This is a genomic window from Prevotella sp. oral taxon 376 (assembly GCF_003043945.1).
Taxonomy (GTDB): domain Bacteria; phylum Bacteroidota; class Bacteroidia; order Bacteroidales; family Bacteroidaceae; genus Prevotella.
Genome location: NZ_PYXG01000002.1, coordinates 573,916 through 595,049, shown reverse-complemented (window position 1 = coordinate 595,049; position 21,134 = coordinate 573,916). Strand labels below are relative to the sequence as shown.

The following is a 21,134-nucleotide window of genomic DNA, read 5'->3' as shown; positions in this document are numbered from 1 at the left end:
TTTTACACCGACACCTTGGCTGCGATGTGTGGCCATGGATGATAGTCGGTAAGTTCGAAATCCTCGTATTTGAAGTCGAATATGCTTTTTACATCGGGGTTTATCCGCATTTTGGGCAGCTGCCGGGGCTCTCGGGTGAGCTGGAGCCTGGCCTGCTCCAGATGGTTCAGATAGAGATGGGTGTCGCCGGTGGTATGGATAAACTCGCCGGGCTTGAGCCCCGTTACCTGCGCCATCATCATCAGCAGCAGCGCATAGCTGGCAATGTTGAAGGGCACGCCGAGGAAAGTGTCGGCCGAGCGCTGGTAAAGTTGCAGGCTGAGCTTGCCTTCGGCTACATAGAACTGGAACAGGCAGTGGCAGGGCGACAAGGCCATTTGGGGCAGGTCGGCCACATTCCATGCGTTTACGATGATGCGCCGGCTCTCGGGATGATGCCTGATGAGGTCTACGCACTGGCTGATCTGGTCGGTAACACTACCGTCGGCTCCCTCCCATGCCCTCCATTGCTTGCCGTAGACAGGGCCTAAGTCGCCGTTCTCATCGGCCCACTCGTCCCAGATCGATACGCCGTGCTCTTTCAGGAACCTGATGTTGGTGTCGCCCTGGAGGAACCATAGCAGCTCGTATATGATGGATTTCAGGTGCAGTTTCTTGGTAGTGAGCAGCGGGAATCCGTCTTCGAGGTTGAATCTCATCTGGTGTCCGAAGATGCTCTGGGTGCCGGTGCCGGTGCGGTCGGTCTTTACGGCACCCTCCGTGAGGATGCGGTTTAGGAGGTTCAGGTATTGTTTCATTGTCTGTTGGGTTTCTGTTTCATGATGAGTATTTCGGGTTTTTCCGGTATATGGGTGCTCTTGATGCGCCATTCCTGCGGGTAGAGGTTGTTGGCCCGGTTTCCGATGTTCTTCTCGAATCCTATCGGCTGTCCCTGGTAAGTCAGCAACACTATTCCCCGGGGCGTGCCGGCAGGCAGGGCGACGGCCTCGTGCCGCAGATAGCCTATGGCTTCTTCCCACGACACTTCCACATGGGGATAGGCCTCTTTGTCAGTTCTGATGGAGAGCGCCTTTGATATGTCGGGAATCTGGATATTGCCTTTTGTCTCATCGGGCTTGATGCCATGGCTCAGGATGTTCAGCGCCTTGAGGTCGTGCTTGTTCTTGCCGCCTTCCCGGGGGCAGTCTCCGGCTTTTCTCAGGACGGCGAGAAAGAGTCCCTCTCCCCGTGAGTGGCCCGGCAGGAAACGGCAGACGGGATTGTTGCCGACAAGCGGTCCCGTGATGTTCCATTCCGGCCGGGTGTCTATTTCGATGAAATCCGCCCCGAGCTCTGTGGCTATCCATGCGGCGTTTTCCTCATTCTCGTGGGCGTTGAAGGTGCAGGTGGAGTAGATGAGTATGCCTCCGGGCTTCAGCCGGGGCCAGATGTCCGCCACGATTTCCCGTTGCAGGCGTCGGCATCTGTCAACATTCCGCATGCTCCACTCCGCTATTGCGCCCTCGTCTTTGCGAAACATGCCCTCTCCGGAGCAGGGCACATCGGCCAGGATAATGTCGAAAAGCAGTCCTGACCGTCGGTAGTCGCGGGCATAGTTGTTGGTAACGACGACATCCGGATGGCCGAACTTCAGGATGTTCTCATTCAGAATCTGGGCTCGCTGCCGTATCGGCTCATTGGAAAACAGGCTGCTGCCTTCGGGAAGGGCGGCCCGGGCCACGGTGGACTTGCCTCCCGGGGCGGCGCAGAGGTCGAGCATCACCACGGGCCGGGCCACGGTTTGGCGCAGCACATGATGCAGAAACATGGAGGAGGCCTCCTGGACATAGTAGAGGCCTGCATGGAAGAGAGGGTCGAAAGTGAAGTTGGGGCGTTGCTTGAGGTAGAATCCGCCTTCGCACCAGGGCACGGGCGTGTCGGCCATAGTAACTTCTACCGTGTCGGGATCTGCCTTGAAGGGGTTCAGGCGGAGGCTTGCCGGGGGCTCGTCGGCGAGCCCCTCGATGAGTCGCTGATACCGCTCGTCGCCCATCAGATTGCGTGTGTAGGCCGTGAATTCTTCTGGCAGATTCATTGTCATATAACTATTTTCCTTGCAAAAGTAAAAAAAAAATAGTTACTTTGCAACTAAATCTGCCACAGATGCGTCTAAAGGACAGAAAAAAAACAAAAAGCGAAGAATATGAAACAGACCTTGATAGCACTCGCACTGATGCTTACTCTCAGTGCAACACAGATGGACGCGGCTCCTAAGCACCGGCATCATGCGCCGGTTACGGTGGTGAATAAGGACACGGTGAGGCAGGATGGGGGCGTCGAGGCGTTCTCTGATACGACCTCAGTCCCCGTTGACGAGACTCAGGACTCTATCATTGAAGAAAGCCGGAGCCGGCATTACGGCATGGATATAGACATTGATGGCGACGACTTCGGCATCCCCGGATTGAAGGGAGTGCTGACCACGGGGGGCGGCATCGCGCTTGCCATTCTCATAGTCGTGGTAGTATTCCTGTTTCTGTTGCTACCGTTTATCGTAATCCTGCTGGTGTTACGCTATCTGATCAAGCGCCATAACGACCGTGTGGCGCTGGCGGAGAAAGCCATGGAGTCAGGGCAGGCAGTCCCGGAAGCGATGAAACCGGTCGACAAACAGAGCAACGACTACCTCTACAGGCGTGGTATCCGAAACATCGCCATTGGTGTCGGCTTGTTTATCATGTTCTATATCTGGGGCTCTTCCACGCTTGCCGGGGTGGGTGCGCTGATAGGCTGCTACGGCTTAGGCCAGCTGGCCATCTCCAGATCGTCGAAGAAACAAGACAATAAGGACAACGAATTCTAAGCGCACGAGGTGAAGAATCTGGAAGATATCTCTCTGGTTACACAGGCGGCGGTATTCCACAATCGCGGAGCTTTCGACAAGCTGGTTGTGAAATATCAGTCGCCCGTGCGCCGTTTCTTCCTCTCCCAGACACTGGGCGATGAGCAGTTGAGCGACGACCTGGCGCAGGATACCTTCATAAAGGCGTATATGAATCTCTCGAAATTTCGCGGTGCGTCGAGCTTCTCGACATGGCTCTACCGCATTGCATATAATGTTTTCTACGATTACACGCGTAGCAATAAGCCGACGAGCAACCTTGAAACGCCTATCGTGGCAAGGAAAAACTCTGAAACCGGCGACAGCAACCTGAAGATGGATTTGCAGCAAGCCCTTTCGATCTTAGGCGGAAACGAGCGCACTTGCATAGTCCTGCAATTGATGGAGGGGCAGCCGATAGAACGGATAGCGGCCATCACAGGGCTGGCGGAGGGCACGGTGAAGTCGCATCTCTCGCGTGGAAAGCAGAAACTGGCAACCTATTTAAGACAAAACGGTTATGATGGAAAATGATGACAGGCTCGTGACTCAGTTCTTCGAGGAGCATAAAGTGGAGATAGAAGACAATGGGTTCTCGCGCGGAGTGATGGATAAGTTGCCTGACGGGGCGCGTCGTGCCAGCCGGATATGGACGCTTGTCTGCACGGTTATGGGCATATCCATGTTCTTTCTGCTGGATTGTTTCGACAGTCTGCGCATGATTCTGGGCAATATCTTCGGCGATTTTATCGGGCTCATCTCGTCTATTCACCTGCCGGGACTTACCCCGCTCACCCTTTACCTTGCCATATTGACGATTATGGCCGTATCTCTCCACAATCTCATAACGGCAGAGAGGTAGATAAAAGCCTGCCGCAGGCGGAGAGAGAGGCTCTTTCTCTTGAACTATTACAAGCTATCAAATCGCATCAATCTATTGTTATATAGTCGTTTACGTAAAGTGTTAATAAAATGAGATTTCACGGAAAATCTTTGGTTATATCATTTTTAGGGTGTAACTTTGGGTGCATAAATCAATACACCCGAAGGTATGAATATCAAACGGAACATCATCTTCACGTTGGAGAGCAGGAAGAAGGACGGAGTTCTTATCACAGAGAACGTGCCTATTCGTATGCGCGTTAATTTTGCATCCAAGCGGATTGAGTTCACCACTGGCTATCGCATTGATTCAGCCAAGTGGGATGCAGATAAGCAGCGTGTGAAGAATGGTTGTAGCAACAAACTGAAACAATCGGCTTCTGAAATCAATGCTTCGCTCTTGGAGTATTACATGGAAATACAGTCAATCTTTAAGAGATTTGAAGTGGAGGACGTCATGCCGACACCTGAACAGATTAAGGAGACCTTCAATGCTTTGCACAAACCTGTGAGCGAAGAACCTAAGCCAAAGAAAGAAGCGTTGCCTTGTGATTTCTTTCAGGTGTTTGATGATTTTGTCGAGGATTGTGGACGTCAGAACAATTGGACGGACTCCACGTTTGAGAAATTTGCAGCCGTGAAAAATCATTTGACCAACTTTCATGAAGGACTTACCTTTGAGTTCTTCGACGAGCGAGGTTTGAATGATTACATTAGTTATCTGCGTGATGTAAAGGAGATGCGCAATACAACCATTGGCAAGCAACTGAGTTTCTTGAAATGGTTTTTGCGCTGGGCTTTCAAGAAAGGTGTGCATCAAAACAACGCCTACGATAGTTATAAGCCTAAACTCAAGAGTACCCAAAAGAAAATCATCTTTCTCACTTGGGACGAACTCAACCGTCTCCGAGAGTTCAAAATCCCTTTCAACAAGCAGGCTCTCGAACGTGTGCGTGATGTATTCCTCTTCCAATGCTTCACAGGCTTGCGCTATTCGGATGTGTTCAATCTCCGCAGAAGCGATATTAAAGGCGACCATATTGAAGTTACAACGGTCAAGACTTCCGATAGTTTGATTATAGAACTGAACAATCACAGTAAAGCAATCCTTGATAAATACAAAGATGTGGCATTTGAAGATGACAAGGTGCTGCCTGTTATTACCAATCAGAAAATGAATGACTACCTCAAAGAATTGGCAGAAATGGCTGGAATTGACGAGCCTATTCGCCAAACGTATTACAAAGGTAATGAGCGTATTGACGAAGTTACACCTAAATATGCCCTGCTTGGCACACATGCAGGTCGCCGCACCTTTATCTGCAATGCGCTTGCATTGGGTATTCCTCCCCAAGTTGTGATGAAGTGGACAGGACACAGTGATTACAAGGCGATGAAGCCCTACATTGATATTGCGGACGACATCAAGGCAAATGCCATGAGTAAATTCAATCAATTATAACTCCAAGACAATATGAGCAAAGATAAAATACAGAAAGCCGATAAGCAAGATTTATCTCTCGTTGTGCGTGCTATTGGCTCTGATTTAGAGCAGACTCAAGTGCGCGTGATTGCTTCGGCTAATGCTGATATGCTCTTCCATTATTGGAAAGTGGGGCATTTTATTCTCTACCTCCAAAAGAAAGAAGGTTGGGGAAGCAAAGTCATTGACAATCTATCCAAGGCTATACGCTCACAATATCCTGACAAGAAAGGGTATTCCACTCGTAATCTTATCTATATGTGCCAGTTTGCAAAGGCTTATCCTATGGAGGTTCTAACGGAAATGGGTAAGGTTGAAGAGTTGCTTAATAGCCCTTCGGTTGATAATGTATTACAACTAACGAGCAAACTAAATCAATTTACGCAAGAGCCTCTTGCGCAAATACAAGCCACAGATATTCAAGGAAATATAATTACGCAACAGCCTGTTGCGCAATTAGGAGAGATTTCTGAAATGCTGTCGGCTATCTATCACAGCGACATTAGTAAGATAGAGGATATCTTCAAGCAATCTGCCATTGTTCGCACCAACTGGGCAAGCCATGTAATTCTGCTTAACAGCAAGTTGCCTTTAGGTGAACGCTTTTGGTATATTACACAGGCAGTTGCCAATGGTTGGAGCAGTAATGTTCTGCAAATGCAGATTGAAACCAACCTTTTTGCTCGGCAGATTACCGCAAAGAAAGTGAGTAACTTCTCGGCACGATTACCCAAACCGCAAAGCGACCTTGCTAACTATCTGATGAAAGACCCTTACATCTTTGATATGATGGGACAAACAGATAAAATGGCAGAACGAGACGTTGAACGGCAATTGGTTTCTCATATCACTAAATATCTTTTGGAGATGGGCAGTGGCTTTGCGTTTGTAGCGCAGCAGAAGCATTTTGAAGTGGGCGATTCTGATTTCTATGCCGACCTTATTCTCTACAACATCCAGTTGCACGCATACGTGGTTATCGAACTTAAAGCGACACCATTCAAGCCCGAATATATGGGACAACTCAACTTCTACATCAATGTAGTGGACGATACCCTTCGTGGAGAGCACGACAACAAAACCATCGGCTTGCTCCTCTGCAATGGTGGCGATAAAGTTGTGGCACAATATGCACTCTCGGGTTACGACCAGCCAATAGGTGTGAGTGATTACCAACTCTCAAAAGCTATTCCCGAGAATCTGAAATCGGCTCTGCCTACGGTAGAGGAAGTTGAAGAGGAATTGAGTAAGATTGTAGATAAAAACATATAAAATGATATTTCAATTGTTATAAAAGTCTCTTTCTATGACTCGGATTACGATGTGTAAACACATATAACAAATACTCAGATGAATAGTTTAACATTATCAATAACTACTATAGGCGATTTGCTACTTCGCAAAGCCATAACGAATTGCGAGGAACCCATCAAGAATGTAGAACTATGTGTGCCTCTTTATCAGCGTCCATACAAATGGACAGCTCGGAATGCCATACAATTGCTTGATGATATTATCGATGCCAAGAATAGTAATAAGGAAAGATACAGGGTTGGTACGCTTATCCTTCACAAAACAAAGGAAAAGGGACAATATGATATTGTTGATGGACAGCAACGCATCATTACTTTCTCTCTTCTTCTGACGGCATTAGGAGAAAATAGTATCGAGTTTTTGAAACAAAAGATATATGACAATATATACAATGACCATAATATCGCCAACAACTATAATGCACTTTTCCGTAGGGTTGGATTAAAGTCGGAAGACAATGATTCGGCAGTTGAACATCAACGGGAGATGGAGCATCTTAAGGATTATATTGAGAACAGGTGTGAGTTGATTGTTGTGATAACTACCGATGTATCTGAAGCTTTTCAGTTTTTTGACTCTCAAAATGCACGGGGTAAAGCTCTTTATCCTCATGATTTGTTGAAAGCATACCATCTACGCGAGATGAATAACATCAGCGAGGATGAAACAGAAAGAATAGTAAAGGATTGGGAACAGGTTTCACAAAGAGATTTAGCTGATTTCTTTGGTAATTACCTATATCGTATCAAAGAATGGGTAGCAGGCAACAAAGCTAATATCTTGAATGAGCATAACATCCATATGTTCAAAGGTGTTACTCGTTCAGCAAGAACGCCTTATGCCCAATTCTACAAGAGTGCCTATTGCTATGCAGATATGGTCAATTCTTCTGCAATGCCTTTTGTCTCAGGTACTCGGAATGTAAATGCGTTCCAATTAGACACACCGATAATTGCCGGTAAGCCGTTTTTTGAATATACAAAGCACTATTATAATATACTAAAAGATATTCAGAATAACAATAAGTATGAGGGATTCTATATCAATGACAATATAATAGTTAAAACATTAGACCGGCACTTCAAAAAAGGAATAGGTAATGGTATAACACGTCTGATGTTTGACACCTCTATTCTGCTTTACGTTGACAGATTCTGCCCAGAGATATATCCGACAAAAGAAGATATAGACTTGTTTGAACAATTTGTCATATACGCATTCATTTGGGCTTATTCCTTGAGAGCACAATATACTAATCTTGGTTGGCTTTCTGCACAAAACTACATTATGGGGTGGAGTGAAAAGATCAATACATTTAATATGTATAAACTGATTGCTAAGCAAGATACACCGACTTCATTACTGAGTGCTTTGGCAGACAAGCTTAACCCGCTTTCAAATGATGACATTAAAGATGGTTGGGCGCAGGAATGCTACGAGTATAATGGCGATGGTGAAACATTGAAGAATCTAAAGGACGAGAAAGATGGTGTGTATGAAAACTATCTGTATTTCTTCCAAACAAATGGTTTCTATAAAAATTGAAGACAATGAAAGATTTGAATAATATTCTTGAAGAGTGCTCTATTCATGACATCTATTTCTCAAAAAGAGGGGCTTCTATATTATACAAGATACCTATCTATCAGCGTAATTATGCCTGGGGACGTGAAGAAATATACGCCTTGATAAAGGATGTATATGATTCGTTGGAAAAGCCTGTTTATTATATAGGTACTCTTGTCACATACAAGCGAGATGATAATATTTATGAAGTTATTGACGGACAACAGCGATTGACAACAATCTACATTATCCTAAAGGCATTGGGTATAAAGGATATTCCAAATACTCTTACTTATTCTGCAAGAAAAATTTCGGCAGCGACAATAAAAAAAATGCCTGCGTTTGGTGATGAAAACGATATGGAACTATCAGCGGAAAGGGCATTAGAGAGAGGATGAGAGGTAAGTAAATGGAAATGAGGGTGATTTGCGCCATATCTCGGTGGTTTACATTAAGGGATAAAGTGCAGAAGATGTGGATTTATGCAGAAGTTCCGTTACCAAATCGTTAGTCCATTTCTCTAATGGTAACGAAGAGGTAAGAGAAGGTAACTGACAGAAGAGTATTCGGCAACTCACCGTTCCTTTATTTCGGTGCTTATGCTTTGTATCACAATGTTTTGCGTAGCTGAAAACGCTTCGATAACGGGTAACTTTGCCCATAAAAACAGAAGCGTATGCAAACAGACAAATTCAAGGTTTTGCTCTACCTGAAAAAGAGCGGATTGGACAAGTCGGGGCAAGCTCCGATCATGGGGCGGATAACCTACGAGCGAACTATAGCCCAATTTAGTTGTAAGCTCTCGTGCGATCCCAAGTTGTGGAACGCTCGTGAGAGCAGATTGAATGGCAAGAGTCGTGAAGCAGTGGCAACGAATGGCAAGTTGGAACGCTTGCTTCTCTCGGTACAGTCAGCTTATCGAGTCCTTTGCGAGCGAGGAAAAGTCTTTACGGCAACTGATATCAAAGAGCTGTTCCAAGGAAGTATGCAAACTCAAATCACCATTTTGGAACGATACAACCGAATGGTTGAAGATATGGCACAAAAGGTAGGCATCGAAATAAAGGCAACTACTTTGAAGAGTTACTACACTACTCGTAAGCACCTGCAAGCCTTTATCAGCGAGAAGTACCACACGACAGATATTCTTTTTGGTCAACTTGAAGAAGATTTCTTGGAGTGCTTGCAACATTACTCTGTTGGAAAGCTGGGACATTCGCAAGGTTATTATCGTAAGATGGCTTTGACGGTGAAGAAAGTCTGCCGATTGGCATATCGTGAGGGCTTGACAGAGCGACAACTATTCGCCCACGTAGAGATAGAACGAGGTGAGAATAAACAACCTCGTGCTTTGGACAGAGCTTCATTAGATAAATTGCAAGCCTTGACTTTTGAGCCTTATGAAGTGGAGTTGGAGACCGCTCGTAATCTCTTTCTCTTTTCTTGCTTTACGGGTGTAGCCTACTGTGATATGGTCGCGCTTAATCGAGAACACCTCTTTACGGACGATGAGGGGGGACTATGGCTGAAGTTCCGCAGACAAAAGACCGAGAACCTTTGCCGTGTGAAGCTCTTGCCTGAAGCGGTGCATTTGATAGCGCAGTATCAATCTGACGAACGAACCACGCTCTTTGCTCCCATTCCTTATTCGGTTTACCTTGTTCAGCTTAAAGCCCTGCAACTTCGAGCAGGTATATCTATTCCCCTCTCGGCACACGTTGGAAGGCACACCTTTGCCACGCTGATAACATTGGAGCGAGGTGTTCCCATCGAAACGGTGAGCCGAATGTTGGGGCATAGAAACATTCAAACGACCGAACGGTACGCCCACGTTACTCCAAAGAAACTCTTTGATGAGTTCGAGCGATTTCTTTCTTTCACTGAAAACCTAACCTTAATCTTGTAAGACTTATGCGTAGTACTTTCAAAATTTTATTCTATATCAATAAGAACAAGACCAAGGCAGACGGCACAACGGCTATCCTTTGTCGCATCACCATTGACGGAGCAAACACAGTGATAACCACAGGCGAAAGCATAGAACCTCATAGTTGGAGCGTGAAGCGAGGGGAGACAACGGACAAGAAAATCAATCAACGCCTGCAAACCTTTCGGGAAGAAATCGAACAAAGCTACAATACTTTGCTCTACAAGTATGGAGCAGTGAGTGCCGAGCTTTTGAAAAACCATCTGCAAGGCATCGGACGAAATCCAATGACACTTCTTGCCCTTAGTGCAGAGGAACTCAAAGAACAGAGAGAAAGCAAGAGTGAGGGAACGTGTTGCAACAATAGAAATTCTGATAAGCAGCTCAATTCCTTTGTGAGAAGTCTTGGCGAGGAGGATATTCCTCTAACGGCTATTTCCATAGAGTTTTTTGATGATTACCGTTTCTATTTGAAGAAGGAGGGCTATGCCCCTGCAACAACGAACAGGCATTTGTGCTGGTTAAGTCGGTTGATGTATCGAGCCGTCAGTCAAGGGACAATACGCTTTAATCCTTTCGAGGAAGTGAAGTATGAAGCGGTGGAGAATAAACCTCGTTTCCTAAGCAAAGGCGATGTAGAGAAACTTTTGGTATTCCCATTGCAAGACGAAGGGGCGGAACTAAGCCGAAGAATGTTTCTTTTCTCTGTCTTTTCGGGATTGGCATTTGCCGACTTACAGAGTTTGCGAGCTTCGCAAATCGAAACGAATAGTGAGGGAAAACGGTATATTCGTAAGACACGCCAAAAGACAGAGGTAGAGAGCCTGATACCCCTGCACCCGATAGCGGAGCAGATACTTTCACGCTACACCAAGGAGAAAAGCAAGGGAGACTACAAGATATTCCCCGATACAATGAGCAAAGGCAAACTATCCACGCACCTCAAAGCCGTTGGCTTAGCGTGTGGCATTCGAACTCCGCTAACTTGGCATGTCGGAAGGCATAGCTTCGGTACGCTGACTTTGGAGGCAGGTATCCCGATGGAGAGCATTGCCAAAATGATGGGGCATTCGTCCATTGCCAGCACGCAAATCTATGCTCAAATTACTGACCAAAAGATTTCCTCAGATATGGACAGGTTGATACAACAATAGACTATGTAGGCTTAAACAGAAAAGAGTTTGCCACAGGCTAATGTAGCAAACTCTTTTTCTGTTTAATTATCGTTGATACCTTTACTCAATGTTTATTCAGCCACTTTTGAAACCTATTCATCAAGAGGAATGCAGAGAACAAACTAAGCACAGTAAGAATGAAACCGATTACTGCCCATAATAACATTTGCAAAGGAGATAAAATAGATGCCTTTGCAAATTCAACAAAGGCATAGACACAATATGGCAATGTCAAGATTGTGGTAATGATAACAGGTATGTATTTTCGGTATATAGCCCATTGTACAAGATGGACTATGAGATGGATGGAGTATCCAGCAAATGCAGCGAACCACCAATGATAAGCCCCCAGCCATAGAGAACAGAAAGAAATAGCAGCAATCAGTAAAAACTCGTGAGCAGTGCCAACGGCAAACGTGGCTGTAGAATAGTCAAAATGTCCTCTATGTGTAAGAAACTGCTCGAATTTTGGGAAACGCCTTTTTAATTCATTTCTATTATTGCCAAGCCAATACTTGAACATAATAATCTCCTCGTATTCGTGAATCATGAATACAATTGGGAGAAGTATCATTATCAATTCTAATTTCGTCATAACTCATCCATTATTCCATATTGGTTTAATAACAGTTCGGATGAAAAGTTATAATCACACACAGTCCTGCAATGCTTTCTCTGTGATGCGAATTGCTCCCGCACTATGAATACGGACGACAGGATGTTGGTCATTATCAGCAAACCATTGCAATTTATTCAAATAAGGCTCTACTACTTTAGGTTTTCTCTTTCCCATAACACGAAACATCTCAGGAGCCTCTATTCGCACTCTTTCAGCCTTGTCTTGCATCAATTCGTAAAAGAGCTTTAGATTTTCACAGAACAACTCTGGAGCATTCATTGCAATATTTTCACAAGCCCAAATAAATGACAGTCTTACATTATCGGCTTCATCTTCTACCATTTTCATCAATTTGTCTAAATAGGGAAGAACAAAATTCTTATCTGCCCTACCTATCCGTCCTATTGCATTTACTGCTCGTTCCCGTAGTTTGGGGTTGTTGTTTTCCAAATAGTTGGCAATTTTGCCAATGTATTCTTGCACTCGTAAAGGATATTTCAACCCCATTTCGCCAAGAAGCCACAAAACTTTTGCTGTTACAGCAGATGAATATTTTTCTGAAAGTCCTTTTGCTACATCATCTATCGCAACCTCCCATTTCTCTTTACTCTTTGTCAGCAATTTCAACTTATCCAGAAATTCTTTTTCGGCATTTGTCGGTTTATCCATAACAAGCGATATTTGATTTATCTATAAATTATTTGTTCGTCATTATACTCCTTGGATGAATAGTACAATTTCCTATGGTAATATCTATTTTAGCAACTTAGCTGCAAGTTTGTAGGTGAACAGGATTCGTGGATTGGACAAATCCCATTGTTGCACTTCCTGCCGTATCAATTCTGCGTGTTTCTTGCTTATATCCCTTAAAGCGTTTCCAATGGATTTCCGAAGATATTCGCTTTCGGATTCCTTATGCTTAGCTATGAGAGCAATAGTCACTGATGGGTTTTCTTTGAAGAACGGGCGACTTGTCCAAATTCTCAATCCCTCCGTTACGGCACGGATAACATTCGGATTATTATCATTCAGCCATTCTTCTATGAGAGGTAAAGAAACTTCATACCCTCTGTGTTTGCAAACTTCATCGAAAGCCTTTGCAAGCATTTCCTGCACGCGCCAATTTTTATCAGTACTTACTTGTTCTTTCAGAAAACAAAGTGTATCATTATTCGTTGCAGCCAATCTGCCCAATATAGATGTTGCCAACATTCGGGCTTGATAGGCTTCGTGCTTGAACAATTCGAGGGCAAGTTCAAAACATTGCTCTTTTGAATATATTTCCATTATTTCTGAAGCTCCATCATTGATGTGCTTAAAACCATTTTCAATTTGCAGAATATGATTAAGGATATTGCTTATACTTTTCATTGTTAATGTGCTTAAAAAGGCGATTGAATCTTTATTACAGTGGTCAACCAATAGAAATATGAGTAATAATTCAGCGGATAACTTTTGGGATTTCCCTAATAATACTACTCAAAGTTTATCCTGACAACGGAAAGGTTTCCAGATTTTGATGCTTCTTTCTTTGATACTTCACATCCTAGTTTTAAGTAAAATGGCAAAGGCGACAAATATGGTTGCCCATTAGATTTCATATACCTATCATGGTCAATAACCCAAGCATTTAATGATTTCTCCTTAGTCATAAGGACTTTCAGCATTGCACGTCCAATTCCTTTTTTTTGAATAGTCGGAGATAGTATAATAGCAAACCAACGAAGATTGTCTCTATCAAATGTAAAAGCCCAGCCTTTGATTATATCATTGTGCGACAAGTCCATCAATAAATAGTGCACGACATTTTCTAAACTATCTAAGTAACGATTAAAACTCTGCAACGAACTATGCGATATGATAATAGGATACTCATCATTCCATAACTGTAGAAGGAGCTTTCTCTCTTGCTCTTCTAAGGTTTTCTTTTCTTGCAGTTTCATATTTACTGCTTCAAAATTTATTTCCATGTTATTGGTATGATATAGATGATTTTATACACGTAATATGCTCTACAACAAAGGTATCTGTTTTTATAAATTCCAACAAGGAAATTTGAGCATTTAACACATACGATTGGATATTATTATGGAGCAATAAGAGAAAAGAAAGCCTGTACCGTCATCGATACAGGCTTCTGTTTATGTAGTTTTCTTGCAGCAGACGGTTGATGTCAGAGAGACGGTAGAGTATCTTGCCTGCTATTTGGGTATAGGGTATAATCCCCTTGTCCCGATAGTCCTGCAAGGTGCGAGGGCTGACGAAAAGATGTTCACAAACCTCTCGTCCCGTGAGGTAGATTTCGCCCCCGAAGAGCGGACGATGCGTTTGGGCAATCTCTCGCATACGTTTGCTCACTTCTTGAATGCTCGAAATGAGTTGTTTCATCTCGGGCGTTTCCTTGTTGATTGTTTCGTATTCCATAGTCGTTTAGTTTTTATGAGGATTAGACTTTGCAAGGAGAGCTTCCACGTCCTCACGTTTGTAATAGCACTTATGCCCGATTTGGATAAAGGGCAACACCGATGTATCTCGGTAATGTTGCAGTGTCCGTTTGCTGATGTTCAGTATTCGACACACATCTCCGTTGTGTAACAGGTCAGGTAATTCAGCAGGTGGAGCAAAGTACTCGTTGAAACAGTCGGTGAGTTCTACAATGCTCTCTTTCAGTTCCTCCCAAGCGGAGGTGTCAATGGCTGTAAATCTCATATCAATATCGTTTTAATTGTTATTTCTACTTCGTTTGGTGCAAATATACGCAGGCAAAATCCTTGTTTCCAGACCTGATGAAATCAAAGGAAACACAAGGAAATCACAGGCAAATGTACAAGCGTAAAACACCTATTCCACCCACTTTTTCTAAGTGCGTACTTGTGGCTTTGATACGGTATAAAATGGCTCTCATTAACAATGAATACACACGCCCCTTCTCTCCCCAAAGAAAAAGGATGCAGACGGTAGCAATCCGACGAAGTCGCTTATAGAGCCATTATCCTCTCTGTTCTCTCTTTTTGAGCCTTTTAGTTCTGACAGCTCCTGTTTTTCGCTCCTGTTTTCGGAGCATTCTTGTGTATCTCGAAGCAACAAACTCGCAAACCTTGGCGGTATGGAGTCGGCTCTCTAATTTGGTTTTAGCATCCTTTTTCGGATGAAAGTTCAAAACCAAGCAAATAGAAGAAGTACGAACAATGAAAAAAGAAGAGAAGGACAACCCCTCCAAGAACGCTCAAATAGAAGAATTTCTTTCGGCTCGCTATGAGTTTCGGTACAACACCGTGTTGCACCGAGCGGAGTACTGTCCACGAGGAACGGGTGATTATACAGCCATAGACCGCTACCGCATCAATACCCTCAAACGAGCATTGGACAAGGAAGCCGATGTACAGACCTCACCCGAGAATCTGTACAGCATCATTGAAAGCGATTTCTCCCCACGTGTCAATCCCGTACAAGCCTATTTCCAAGCGTTACCGCTGACGAAAGGGAATACGGCTATCACCGCCCTTGCCGACTGCGTGAGCGTAACCAATCCCGAGAAATGGAAAGAATACCTCACCAAGTGGCTGGTGGCAGTGGTCGCCAATGCAATGGACGACAAGCAGTGTCGCAATCACACCTGCCTTGTGCTGACAGGAGAGCAGGGCAAGTTCAAAACCACGTTCCTTGATTTGCTCTGTCCACCAGCTCTATCCGATTACCGCTATACGGGAAAGATTTACCCGCAGGAAAAGGACGTGCTGAGCCTTATCGGGCAAAACCTCATCATCAACATTGACGACCAACTCAAAGCCCTCAACAAGCGGGACGAGAACGAACTGAAGAACCTCATTACCTGTCCACAGGTAAAGTATCGTATGCCTTATGAAAAGCACATCGAAGAGCGACCGCACTTGGCGAGCTTCGTGGCTTCGGTCAATGGCAACGATTTCCTCACCGACCCGACAGGAAGCAGACGATTCCTGCCTTTTGAGGTGCTGGAGATAGAGATAGACAGAGCCAAGAGCATTCCGATGGATGCCGTTTACAGCGAAGCCAAGACACGATTGAATGAAGGGTTTCGCTATTGGTTCAATGATGAAGAAATTATTGAATTGCATAGAAACAGCGAAGCCTTCCAAGTCTATACGACAGAGATGGAATTATTGCTTCGCTATTTTACCTTTCCCACGGAAGTGGAGACGGCAACGAAACGCTTCTATATGACCAATTCGGAGATAGTGGGTTACCTCTCCTGCTATACCCGACAATCCCTCTCCGCCAAGCGGATGGGGGAAGCCTTGCGAAAGGCCGGTTATACGAGAGAGTGTCGCAGGATAAACGGCAATCCCGTATATGTCTATGCCGTCCGTAAGATTTACCCCGAGCAACCGCCATAGCACCCTGTTGTTATCACCTCCTTTGCAATACTTCTTTCTCTTTTCTTTCCTATTCTCCTTACTACGTTACTACAACTAAGGATAATACAGTGAAAGAGAAAGGATTGCAGAAGGTCTTCATCTTGCGACACGGCTTACTACCATCTTTCTACGCTTCTATGGCAGAAGGAATGAGAAAAGATGTAGACAGGAGGTGTAGAAGGACAAAATAGAATGAAGTGTTACACTTTTCTCTTTCACTGTCAATTACTTATCCGAGTGTCGAAGTGTAGTAAGAAGAAAAGGGGAAAATTCCAAAAAGAGAAAACAGAGCGAATAATGAGATAACGAACAAATGAATAACCCAAATCCAAAGATAACAGCAATGAATAACGAATATTACGACCTACAATACATCAAGGCAATACCGATAGCCGACTACCTGCACGCTTGTGGCATCGAGCCTGCGAAGCGTTACAACGGCTACGCCCTCTATCACGCTCCCTACCGAGAAGACCCCAACGCCAGCCTGAAAGTGGACTTTCGGCAAAACCTGTGGCACGACTATGGGACAAACCAAGGTGGAAGCATCATCGACCTTGTGATGCAGATGCAAGGAAGCAGTGCCTACGAAGCAATGGCGCATCTTGCCGAAGGGAAAGCAACACCCCTCGCACCCTCTCCCTTTCATTGTGAAACTCACATGAAGCAGATAAGAGATGAACAGCAACCAAGTAATGCAAGGCGTATTCTCTTCATCAGCGAAGCATTGCCCCTGCACTTGCAGAACTATCTCCAAGAGGTGCGCAAGATAGACCTTGCCGTGGCAAGCCCTTATCTCCGCCATATTCGCTACGAAGTAGGAGGACGAGAGTATTCTGCCATCGGCTTTGCCAACCGTGCAGGAGGATATGAACTCCGAGACGACAAGACATTCAAGGGCACAATAGCTCCAAAGGATATTTCTCTGATTGCAGGAGAAGCGAGCAACGCTCCTCTCTGTATCTTTGAGGGGGGTATGGACTTCCTTTCCTATCTCACGATGAAAGGGAAAGAAACTGCACCTTGCCTTGTACTGAACTCCGTCAGCAATCTTCCACGAGCCATCGCCTATCTCCACGAGAACGGCATCGACTCTGTTCGAGCTTTCCTTGACAACGACCAAGCAGGACGACAAGCCCTCAAATCTTTACAATCGGCAGGCATCAGTGTGGAGGATATGAGCCAATACTATGCCCGATACAAAGACCTCAATGAGTACCACGTTGCCCAAAGAACAGAACTAAAGCAGGTGATACCACCTCGCAAACGAGGACTTAGACGATAAGGCAAAAGAGAGCAAACAACATTATTCTATCATCAGGTATTCAAAGATGCAGAAAATAAAATGTATGCGAATAAACGGCTTTGTTTCGATAGCTACGGCAGTTCCTCAGAACAGCAAGTTTGCAGAGCAAAACTTAGAAACAAAGCGTGCAGGCATTCACAGGATGCAACGCAACAAGAAAGAAGCACGAGCAGGGCGGAGCGGACATTTCGAAAAATGCCATAGCTCATTAGGGTATTTTCTTTACGCTGCACTCCGTTATCGCTAAAAATACCCTCCTGAGCCAAGGGGCGGTGCCCCTTTGGATACCCCTAAATCAATCTTCAAGCAATGGGCTACGCCGTTTTACATATAGACAAGGCGAGAGGAAACGACTCGGCAATGACCGCACACATAGCGCGTACATTCATGCCGAGTAACGTCGATTCCTCCCGCACACACCTCAATCGAGAGCTGGTGCAATTCCCTGCAAATGTAACTAACCGTACCGAAGCGATAGAGCATCGCATCGCCACGGCAGGTATCTACCGAAAGGTGGCACAGAACCAAGTCAAAGCCTTACGCTTTATCCTGTCAAGTTCACCGGAGGATATGGCTCGCATAGAGCAAGAAGGACGCCTGTACGAATGGTGCAATGAAACGATGGATTGGCTTCGCACCACTTTCGGGGCGGACAATGTGGTCGCAGCCACACTGCACGCAGATGAGGACACACCTCATATTCACGCCACAGTTGTCCCGATTGTCACGGGTGAAAGACGGAAAGCCAAAGAGGAAGCCAAGAACGGCAAGCGGAAGTACAAGACAAAGAAGAATAAGGTACGACTTTGTGCAGATGATGTGCTCACGCCCAAAAAGTTGGAAGACTATCAGACGAGTTATGCCAAGCGAATGCAACGGTTCGGATTGGAACGGGGCGTACACGGTTCGGAAGCCAAGCACCGCACCACGATGGAGTATTACAAGGAAATCCTCAAATCCACGAAGGAGAAGAAAGTCCAAGAAGCAGAACTCACAGCCAAGATAAAGGAATTGGAGAAGCAGGCAGGTAAGCTCCGAATGAAAGGTACGCTGTACTCCCTCTTTGGCAACTCCGAACTCGACAAGGCAGAGAAGCGTATTGCAGACTTGGAACAGGAAGCCGAACGACAGCGGTATCTTTCGGAAAAGGAGAAGAATGAAATCCGAAAGGAAGTCGTTCTCTTGCAGGACACAGTCAAGGGAAGGGACAGAGCCATTGCCGAATTGAAAGAAACCGTGCAGGTTTATGAGGAAGAGCGGAATTGGATAAAACGTTTTTTCAATGGCTTCTATCAATTGCTGAACATTCGTCTGATGCTCCGAAAGATGGATTTCTCTGACGACAGAATAGCGGAGATGTATCGCACGGAGACTCCCCAGCGAGGTACGGCTAAAGCCTATTCGGGGCTGTACAAGAGAGAGTTTACGGAAGAGGACAGCGAAATCCGTATCATCAAGGATGAGAAGAAGCGACCACTTCTAACTATCAACGGGCTTCCCATTACCGATTGGTGCGAACAGAAATGGAAACAGCTTATCAATCGTAACCGCTCGCAACGGCTGTAAAACCGAAAATCCCCTTTCTCTTTCATCGTTGTAATTCAGTCTCGACAAAACTTTTCAGGAAGAAAATCACGCAAGAACGCTCACTTTCCCTCGCAAATGTGTATCTTTGCAAATGGTAAAAGTGAGCGTTCTTTGGCTATTCAAAACAATGTACCTTAAAGCACTCTGCTCATTTCTAAATCGTTACCCATACATTTATTCTAAAATGGTAACACTCTGTTCTTCAACAAGATAGTTTGCAAACAAAAAATCTGTCTGGGTATTCTTAATGGCTTCCATTATGCAAAGGAAGCACTCAACGAGATTGTCGGTGACAAGAATGCTGATATTGAATCTTTTAAGTCTTTTTTTTTGGACAAGGTGCATATCATCCATTATTGTGTGCCGAAAGACGTAGATTTGAATCACTATTTTGAAGTTATGAACTCTCGCGGTGAGCAGTTAGAAAAGCACGAAATAGTAAAAGCCAAACTCTGTGAGCAACTAATTGGCAATGAAGAAGCTATGGAGAAGTTTAGTCGTATATGGGAGGCTTGTAGTGACATGAGTTTCTATGTTCAGCAGAAGCTTCCTGGGATGACAAGTGTCTTTGGTAAAACAATGGGCAGTTTTGATATAGAATCTTTCAACGACTTTCCGAATTCTAATGTGGATTCATCTTTATCATTGGGGATGAAAAGTATTTCAGATCTTTTAAATACACCTATAAAAAAGATAGAAAAGAAGGAAGATGATGACATAAACGATCGTTTCCAGCCCATAATAGATTTTCCGAATTTTCTGTTAATTGTACTGAAAATCACGAGAGCGTGGAACGAGGATGATTTTAATCCTTTGAGTTTCACGCTTGATGATAAAGAACTAATTAAGGAGTTTGACAAAGTAAATCTTACTCCTGGGTTTGTTAAGGACTTCGCATACAATCTCCTTTTGGCTAAATACTTTCTTGATAACTTTGTAATACATCACACAAATGGCGAAGATAGAGCCATTGAGAATCCATGGAAGTTGCAATATTTTTACAAGAAAGGTAGTAAGGCTTCTTATCTAAAGGATTTGTATGAGGACAATAAGGCACAACAAAATGAGGTTATTCAATTATTGTCTATGTTTGAAGTCGCTTTCACACCTAAGCAAAGAAAAAACTATCTGTTCTATTGTTTATACCACTTGTTTGAGGATTGTGACCTTAATAATTATGTGGAATTCTTAAGAAAACTGGCTGATAAGTATTTCTTTGATGTGTATCTCGATGCAAGTAAACTCAACGATATAAATCAGCCGAAACCAAATAGTTTTGATGAGACTATTTTTAATAATGGTGAATTGAGCGTTGAATTAGAGAAAACGAATCGAGATTTCAATCGTATTTACCCTCTCGGGTCATACAATATACCTTTGTATGTGTTTAATTATACTGATTATAAGCTTTGGAAGAAATATGTTGTTGAACTGCGAGGTAACAAAGCAAAGAAGAATTCTCGTAATCGAAAAGATTTTTTCAATTCATTAGGTTGTAGTGGTTTTGAGTTGGATGCTTTCAATAGCTTCTATTTCTCTCGAACTAGAAAAAGTTTGGAGCATTATTATCCGCAAGCTAAGGCTGGAGACAATATGCCAATTAGTACGCATGATATAAACTGCTATGGCAATTTTGCCATGATAGGTTCTGATGCAAATAGTTCTGGCTCAAACTTGAATCCAATTAATAAAAATAATCGCTATCTTGATACAAAGTCCAATCAGGTGAGTGTTGCTTCCTTAAAGTTCAGAATTATGTTACAGATATGCCAAGACAATTACAATAACGGTATTAAAGACAAAGAGAAGGAACGTCCATTTGGCTTAGAATGGGACGTAGAAGATATGGTCCGTCATCAAAAAAATATGTTAGAGATTATTATGAATAACTCTGAATGAAATTCAATATAATACCATTATGCCGTTCCTATAACATTGACATAAGTATATTCGCACATTCTATTGACTATCTATCACCATGATATATGTCAGATTGAGGAAATCTTCAAGTAATCAGC

21 protein-coding genes are annotated in these 21,134 nt (G+C 44.1%); 13 read left to right on the top strand and 8 right to left on the bottom strand.

Annotated features, from left to right (window positions below; translation table 11 throughout):
• Window positions 1-2 precede the first annotated feature (2 nt).
• Both C7120_RS12090 and C7120_RS12085 read right to left on the bottom strand, forming a co-directional pair.
• Complete coding sequence (locus C7120_RS12090) at window positions 3-797, bottom strand: thymidylate synthase (RefSeq protein WP_107621893.1); 795 nt, start codon at window positions 795-797, stop codon at window positions 3-5.
• On the bottom strand, window positions 794-2,074 hold the full coding sequence (locus C7120_RS12085; protein WP_107621892.1) for a hypothetical protein: 1,281 nt from the start codon (window positions 2,072-2,074) through the stop codon (window positions 794-796). Before C7120_RS12085 ends, C7120_RS12090 begins: the two co-directional genes overlap by 4 nt.
• 108 nt (window positions 2,075-2,182) lie before the next feature.
• On the opposite strand from C7120_RS12085, the gene C7120_RS12080 reads away from it, so the two are divergent.
• The 9 genes from C7120_RS12080 to C7120_RS12040 all read left to right on the top strand — a co-directional run bounded on the left by C7120_RS12080 (window position 2,183) and on the right by C7120_RS12040 (window position 11,186).
• A complete protein-coding gene (locus C7120_RS12080) occupies window positions 2,183-2,842 on the top strand; it encodes a DUF6249 domain-containing protein (RefSeq protein ID WP_146154267.1) in 660 nt (219 codons plus the stop codon).
• A 9-nt stretch (window positions 2,843-2,851) separates the two neighbouring features.
• Entirely contained in the window at window positions 2,852-3,394 is a 543-nt protein-coding gene (locus C7120_RS12075; protein WP_107621890.1) for an RNA polymerase sigma factor, read from the top strand.
• Complete coding sequence (locus C7120_RS12070; RefSeq protein ID WP_107621889.1) at window positions 3,381-3,722, top strand: DUF5056 domain-containing protein; 342 nt, start codon at window positions 3,381-3,383, stop codon at window positions 3,720-3,722. The genes C7120_RS12075 and C7120_RS12070 overlap by 14 nt, the downstream gene beginning before the upstream one ends.
• 189 nt (window positions 3,723-3,911) lie before the next feature.
• Window positions 3,912-5,204: a site-specific integrase gene (locus tag C7120_RS12065; RefSeq protein WP_107621888.1), complete on the top strand. Its 1,293-nt coding sequence runs from the start codon at window positions 3,912-3,914 to the stop codon at window positions 5,202-5,204.
• Between the two features lie 12 nt (window positions 5,205-5,216).
• Window positions 5,217-6,497 (top strand): YhcG family protein, encoded by a 1,281-nt coding sequence (locus tag C7120_RS12060; protein WP_107621887.1) that lies wholly within the window; start codon window positions 5,217-5,219, stop codon window positions 6,495-6,497.
• A gap of 78 nt (window positions 6,498-6,575) precedes the next feature.
• On the top strand, window positions 6,576-8,084 hold the full coding sequence (locus C7120_RS12055) for a DUF262 domain-containing protein (protein WP_107621886.1): 1,509 nt from the start codon (window positions 6,576-6,578) through the stop codon (window positions 8,082-8,084).
• A 5-nt stretch (window positions 8,085-8,089) separates the two neighbouring features.
• The gene (locus tag C7120_RS12050) at window positions 8,090-8,503 is read left to right on the top strand and encodes a DUF262 domain-containing protein (protein ID WP_369916882.1); all 414 of its coding nucleotides are present in this window, start codon (window positions 8,090-8,092) and stop codon (window positions 8,501-8,503) included.
• A 278-nt stretch (window positions 8,504-8,781) separates the two neighbouring features.
• The gene (locus tag C7120_RS12045; protein WP_004368363.1) at window positions 8,782-10,011 is read left to right on the top strand and encodes a site-specific integrase; all 1,230 of its coding nucleotides are present in this window, start codon (window positions 8,782-8,784) and stop codon (window positions 10,009-10,011) included.
• Between the two features lie 5 nt (window positions 10,012-10,016).
• Window positions 10,017-11,186, top strand: coding sequence for a site-specific integrase (locus tag C7120_RS12040; RefSeq protein WP_004368362.1), 1,170 nt, complete (start codon window positions 10,017-10,019; stop codon window positions 11,184-11,186).
• An 85-nt stretch (window positions 11,187-11,271) separates the two neighbouring features.
• Here the strand turns inward: C7120_RS12040 and C7120_RS12035 are convergent, their stop codons facing one another.
• The 6 genes from C7120_RS12035 to C7120_RS12010 all read right to left on the bottom strand — a co-directional run bounded on the left by C7120_RS12035 (window position 11,272) and on the right by C7120_RS12010 (window position 14,535).
• Entirely contained in the window at window positions 11,272-11,802 is a 531-nt protein-coding gene (locus C7120_RS12035; RefSeq protein WP_004368361.1) for an HXXEE domain-containing protein, read from the bottom strand.
• A gap of 54 nt (window positions 11,803-11,856) precedes the next feature.
• Window positions 11,857-12,495 (bottom strand): sister chromatid cohesion protein PDS5, encoded by a 639-nt coding sequence (locus tag C7120_RS12030; RefSeq protein WP_107621885.1) that lies wholly within the window; start codon window positions 12,493-12,495, stop codon window positions 11,857-11,859.
• An 84-nt stretch (window positions 12,496-12,579) separates the two neighbouring features.
• Window positions 12,580-13,197 (bottom strand): DNA alkylation repair protein, encoded by a 618-nt coding sequence (locus C7120_RS12025; protein ID WP_004368359.1) that lies wholly within the window; start codon window positions 13,195-13,197, stop codon window positions 12,580-12,582.
• Between the two features lie 104 nt (window positions 13,198-13,301).
• Window positions 13,302-13,769, bottom strand: coding sequence for a GNAT family N-acetyltransferase (locus tag C7120_RS12020; protein WP_233247102.1), 468 nt, complete (start codon window positions 13,767-13,769; stop codon window positions 13,302-13,304).
• 178 nt (window positions 13,770-13,947) lie between these two features.
• Window positions 13,948-14,250, bottom strand: a complete 303-nt coding sequence (locus C7120_RS12015; RefSeq protein ID WP_004368357.1) for a helix-turn-helix domain-containing protein — start codon at window positions 14,248-14,250, stop codon at window positions 13,948-13,950.
• A 6-nt stretch (window positions 14,251-14,256) separates the two neighbouring features.
• Window positions 14,257-14,535 carry a helix-turn-helix domain-containing protein gene (locus C7120_RS12010; protein WP_004368356.1) on the bottom strand — a complete coding sequence of 93 codons (279 nt, stop codon included), beginning with the start codon at window positions 14,533-14,535 and terminating at the stop codon, window positions 14,257-14,259.
• Between the two features lie 479 nt (window positions 14,536-15,014).
• Between C7120_RS12010 and C7120_RS12000 the strand changes: the two genes are divergently transcribed.
• From C7120_RS12000 to C7120_RS11980, 4 genes are all read left to right on the top strand, one after another.
• Window positions 15,015-16,202: a VapE domain-containing protein gene (locus tag C7120_RS12000; protein ID WP_004368355.1), complete on the top strand. Its 1,188-nt coding sequence runs from the start codon at window positions 15,015-15,017 to the stop codon at window positions 16,200-16,202.
• A gap of 364 nt (window positions 16,203-16,566) precedes the next feature.
• Window positions 16,567-17,508: a toprim domain-containing protein gene (locus C7120_RS11995; RefSeq protein WP_107621884.1), complete on the top strand. Its 942-nt coding sequence runs from the start codon at window positions 16,567-16,569 to the stop codon at window positions 17,506-17,508.
• Between the two features lie 330 nt (window positions 17,509-17,838).
• The gene (gene mobV, locus C7120_RS11985) at window positions 17,839-19,095 is read left to right on the top strand and encodes a MobV family relaxase (RefSeq protein ID WP_107621883.1); all 1,257 of its coding nucleotides are present in this window, start codon (window positions 17,839-17,841) and stop codon (window positions 19,093-19,095) included.
• A gap of 381 nt (window positions 19,096-19,476) precedes the next feature.
• Window positions 19,477-21,015 (top strand): hypothetical protein, encoded by a 1,539-nt coding sequence (locus tag C7120_RS11980; RefSeq protein WP_233247101.1) that lies wholly within the window; start codon window positions 19,477-19,479, stop codon window positions 21,013-21,015.
• Window positions 21,016-21,134: the final 119 nt, after the last annotated feature.

Coding starts and splice junctions, on each gene's coding strand:
- C7120_RS12090 (WP_107621893.1), bottom strand. CDS start 797: ATGAAACAATACCTGAACCTCCTAAACCGCATCCTCACGGAGGGTGCC.
- C7120_RS12085 (WP_107621892.1), bottom strand. CDS start 2,074: ATGAATCTGCCAGAAGAATTCACGGCCTACACACGCAATCTGATGGGC.
- C7120_RS12080 (WP_146154267.1), top strand. CDS start 2,183: ATGAAACAGACCTTGATAGCACTCGCACTGATGCTTACTCTCAGTGCA.
- C7120_RS12070 (WP_107621889.1), top strand. CDS start 3,381: ATGATGGAAAATGATGACAGGCTCGTGACTCAGTTCTTCGAGGAGCAT.
- C7120_RS12065 (WP_107621888.1), top strand. CDS start 3,912: ATGAATATCAAACGGAACATCATCTTCACGTTGGAGAGCAGGAAGAAG.
- C7120_RS12060 (WP_107621887.1), top strand. CDS start 5,217: ATGAGCAAAGATAAAATACAGAAAGCCGATAAGCAAGATTTATCTCTC.
- C7120_RS12055 (WP_107621886.1), top strand. CDS start 6,576: ATGAATAGTTTAACATTATCAATAACTACTATAGGCGATTTGCTACTT.
- C7120_RS12050 (WP_369916882.1), top strand. CDS start 8,090: ATGAAAGATTTGAATAATATTCTTGAAGAGTGCTCTATTCATGACATC.
- C7120_RS12045 (WP_004368363.1), top strand. CDS start 8,782: ATGCAAACAGACAAATTCAAGGTTTTGCTCTACCTGAAAAAGAGCGGA.
- C7120_RS12040 (WP_004368362.1), top strand. CDS start 10,017: ATGCGTAGTACTTTCAAAATTTTATTCTATATCAATAAGAACAAGACC.
- C7120_RS12035 (WP_004368361.1), bottom strand. CDS start 11,802: ATGACGAAATTAGAATTGATAATGATACTTCTCCCAATTGTATTCATG.
- C7120_RS12030 (WP_107621885.1), bottom strand. CDS start 12,495: ATGGATAAACCGACAAATGCCGAAAAAGAATTTCTGGATAAGTTGAAA.
- C7120_RS12025 (WP_004368359.1), bottom strand. CDS start 13,197: ATGAAAAGTATAAGCAATATCCTTAATCATATTCTGCAAATTGAAAAT.
- C7120_RS12020 (WP_233247102.1), bottom strand. CDS start 13,769: ATGAAACTGCAAGAAAAGAAAACCTTAGAAGAGCAAGAGAGAAAGCTC.
- C7120_RS12015 (WP_004368357.1), bottom strand. CDS start 14,250: ATGGAATACGAAACAATCAACAAGGAAACGCCCGAGATGAAACAACTC.
- C7120_RS12010 (WP_004368356.1), bottom strand. CDS start 14,535: ATGAGATTTACAGCCATTGACACCTCCGCTTGGGAGGAACTGAAAGAG.
- C7120_RS12000 (WP_004368355.1), top strand. CDS start 15,015: ATGAAAAAAGAAGAGAAGGACAACCCCTCCAAGAACGCTCAAATAGAA.
- C7120_RS11995 (WP_107621884.1), top strand. CDS start 16,567: ATGAATAACGAATATTACGACCTACAATACATCAAGGCAATACCGATA.
- mobV (WP_107621883.1), top strand. CDS start 17,839: ATGGGCTACGCCGTTTTACATATAGACAAGGCGAGAGGAAACGACTCG.